At 62.7% G+C, this 2,495-nt stretch carries 3 protein-coding genes; 1 reads left to right on the top strand and 2 read right to left on the bottom strand.

Annotation, left to right across the window (positions count from 1 at the left end):
• Together ACPT9U_RS17460 and ACPT9U_RS17465 are read right to left on the bottom strand one after the other, a co-directional pair.
• The coding region (locus ACPT9U_RS17460; protein WP_435751884.1) for a TolC family protein at positions 1-1,097 on the bottom strand (1,097 nt) is incomplete at its 3' end.
• A 614-nt stretch (positions 1,098-1,711) separates the two neighbouring features.
• The gene (locus tag ACPT9U_RS17465) at positions 1,712-2,050 is read right to left on the bottom strand and encodes a DUF4148 domain-containing protein (protein WP_004248732.1); all 339 of its coding nucleotides are present in this window, start codon (positions 2,048-2,050) and stop codon (positions 1,712-1,714) included.
• A 169-nt stretch (positions 2,051-2,219) separates the two neighbouring features.
• Between ACPT9U_RS17465 and ACPT9U_RS17470 the strand changes: the two genes are divergently transcribed.
• Positions 2,220-2,495: response regulator (locus ACPT9U_RS17470; RefSeq protein WP_435751885.1), on the top strand; the 276-nt coding region annotated here is incomplete at its 3' end.

Below are 2,495 nucleotides of genomic sequence, written 5' to 3' on the forward strand. Positions count from 1 at the left end.
GCCTGTGCGAGGTCGGAGCGCCGTTCAGCAGCGGCGACCTGCTGCCGTCTCAATTCGACGCGCTGGTGCGCCATCTCTGTTTCGGCCAGCAGACGTTCGAGTTCGATCTGGAGTTGCGCCTCGGCCTCGATGGCCTCTGCATTGGCGCTTGCAACGCGGGACCGGCTGCGCGAACCGGAACCAAGCGGAATGCGCAAGCCCAGCGTGACTGTCTGTTCCCAGGATTCACCCGATGCGCCGCGTTCGCGGGTGGTCGTGACACTCAACTCCGGATTCGCGCGGCCCTGAACGCTGGCAAGGGTCATCGTGCGCCGCGCAACGTCGACCCGATCACGCAGCTCGGCCACTGCAGGGTGCGCCGTCTCAAGAATCTGTGTCGGTGTCGCAGCGGACGGGACGGGCTCCGGCGCAGACACCCCGCCGGATGAGCGTTCTGGCCCGATTCCAGTGAGCGTGCGCAACTGCTGTGCAGCATCTGCAAGGGCGCTTTCTGCCTCGGCGACGGCGGCTTCAGCTGTAGCTTGCACACCGTCGGCCTGATGCTGATCTGCGCGCGCCAGATCACCCGCCTTGATGCGCTTGGCCACGTCGGCGGCCAGTTCGCGGGCGTTCTCGAGACCCGCCCTCGCCAGCGTCACATCTACGCGCGCGCGTTGCCAATCCCAATATGCTGTGCGTACCGCTGCAGCGGTGCGCAACTGCGCGCCGCGAGCCCGGCTCGCCGTGGCAGCTATTTCGGCAGTGGCGAGGGCTGCAGTGCTCGAACGTTCGCCCGACAGCCAGATCGGAACCGCGATGCCGACCTCGTACTCACGGCTCCCGCGATTGCTGTCCAACTGATCGGTTTTTCCGGCTACCTCTAGGGCGGGCGGTTCGACAAACCAACTGTCGGCACTGTCGCGGCGCGCTTGCGCCGCTTCCTGTTGAGTCGTGAGCGACAGCGCTTCAGGCTGGCGTGCCCATGCTGCCTCGAAAGCGTGCTTGAGGGATAGGGCGGTACTTGGAGCCGGGGGGGCGGGCTGCTGCGCCCAGGCACCATTGACGGCAAGGCCGAGCATTAGCCCAGGCAGCCATTTGAGACGAAGTTGCTGAAACATCCAATTCTCCGTTGATGTAAAGACACGGGGAATCGGCAGAGGGCGATCGGACCGATCGCAATGGACGCGTGACGCTACCGCTCAAAGCGGTAGGAACATCAAGAGGGAATGAAGGCGACCGCCCTGCCGATCAGGCTGGGCGGGCCCATTTAGGGCGTTCGGGCTCTGCGGGATGCTCCGCAAGTGAGCACCCAGGTGTGACGCCGATGGGGAGGGATGCCTGATGCTGTGTGAATAGCGCGCTGGACTCACTCGTTACTGCTGAAGAGCCCACCACCTGGCACGATGCGCAGTCTGTGTGTGCGCCCTTCGTGAAGCCCCCTTTTTCCTTGCCTTTTGCATCTTCGGTGTGACGATGCGCGTGATGACCAAAATGATTGGCTGCGGCACCGGATTCGTGCGCGCAGTAATCGCCCACCGCCGCCCAACTCAGTTGGGCAGGCAGCAGGATCAAGAGGAAAATCGCAAGCCAACGACGCATGGCGCGGATTCTATCAATAAGGATTTGCTATCGTCGACAGCGACGGTACCAATGGGCAGACCAAACGGCGCTTTACGAGAACCTGCTGGGCGAAACGCCTGGACGGCCCGACGTCTCGCGCCGATAGGTGGCTTCAGGAGCCACTGTACAGTTCATTCATGTACGCGCGCTCTGTCGGGGTCATGTCGACCAGCTCCTTGAGGACTTCTGCACGGGTCTTGCCGGGTCCGGAAGCACGCGAGGGCACCGCGAGGCCACGCTGCAGGTAGAAATAGCTGCCATCGGCCTTTGCCTGTTCGAGCTCGCGCAACACCTCGGCGCGGGTTTTCGTGCTCGTGGAGTGATCCGGATGGAACGTGAACCCCTGCTCGCCGGGAGCGGGATGCCACAGCGAGCTGGCTTGCGCAGCCGCAGGAACGACAAGGACGGCAGCAAGAAGCGAAAAAAGGGCAGTGGTGCGAGTTTTCGACATGACGAGACTCCTTCGTTCAACGTGAGAGGTGGCGTTCGGCATAAGCCGCTTGGCGTCGCCTTGCACCGAACACGTCGCGGACTTTAAGGGTCCATCCTCGTCGAATCGCGAACTGCCAGATTACGATTTCGTAATGTGATGGTTTCGGCATCTCCGCGATAATCGCTGCATGAAGATTCTGGTTGTGGAAGACGAGCCCAAGCTCGCCGAATACCTACGCAGGGCGCTCACCGAAAGCAATTACATCGTGGATGTCGCGCACAGCGGCACGGATGGCCGCTATCTCGCGACCGAAGGGCATTACGACCTCGTCCTCCTCGACGTCATGCTTCCGGGGCTGGATGGCTATGCCGTCTTGCAAGAACTGCGTCGGGGCAAACACGTACCCGTCCTGATGCTGACCGCGCGGGACGAGGTCGAGGATCGGGTCAGAGGCCTGCAGGCG

This window comes from Thauera sp. AutoDN2, assembly GCF_051280715.1.
Taxonomy (GTDB): domain Bacteria; phylum Pseudomonadota; class Gammaproteobacteria; order Burkholderiales; family Rhodocyclaceae; genus Thauera.